The sequence below is a fragment of the Salinimicrobium oceani genome (assembly GCF_012037645.1).
Map to the genome: position 1 here is coordinate 1 of NZ_JAAVJR010000284.1, position 570 is coordinate 570.

Sequence of the window (570 nt, forward strand, 5' to 3'; positions counted from 1 at the left end):
AACCCGATGCTTCAAAAAGCCTTTTAACTTCTGCCTTTGCTTCAGAATTATTACTGCATAAGGAGAATTCTTTTTCAACGGTGTTGAGTTGGATCTCCACTACCTTTGACCACGGAAGCAACTCCCGCAGATCGGGTTCATCTTTATTAGTTTTACCTTCAGAAGCTACCAGCACGATCTTTTGAGTGGCCACTTCTTTAATTTTTTCCACAAGAGAAGCAGAGGAGGTGTCGGGGTCGACCAGCACGATCATATCGGCTTCCCAGCATCCGTCCCTTTCACAGCTCAAAAATTCTACTTCGGCAGTTGCATACCGGAATTCCGGCTGCCTGCTTATTTTGAGCTTCTTCGCCTCATCTTCAGAAACAAAGAGCAACCGGAGGTCCTGCTTCATCAAAACCTGCATCACATTGGGAAAGATCCCTTTGTGTTCTCCTAAAATTGCTATTGTTTTCTTCATCATCTGTCTCTTTCCTGGTGCAGCGGCGGAAAGTGAAAACCACCTTCCGCCGCTGCAGTATTATTTATGCTTGTTTTACAAACTGAACTTCAACATTTATTCTGATCTGG

At 44.4% G+C, this 570-nt stretch carries 1 protein-coding gene; it reads right to left on the reverse strand.

The window, feature by feature from the left end:
• On the reverse strand, positions 1-463 hold a 463-nt coding region (locus tag HC175_RS16745; protein WP_168139500.1), incomplete at its 3' end, for a hypothetical protein.
• Between the last annotated feature and the right edge of the window lie 107 nt (positions 464-570).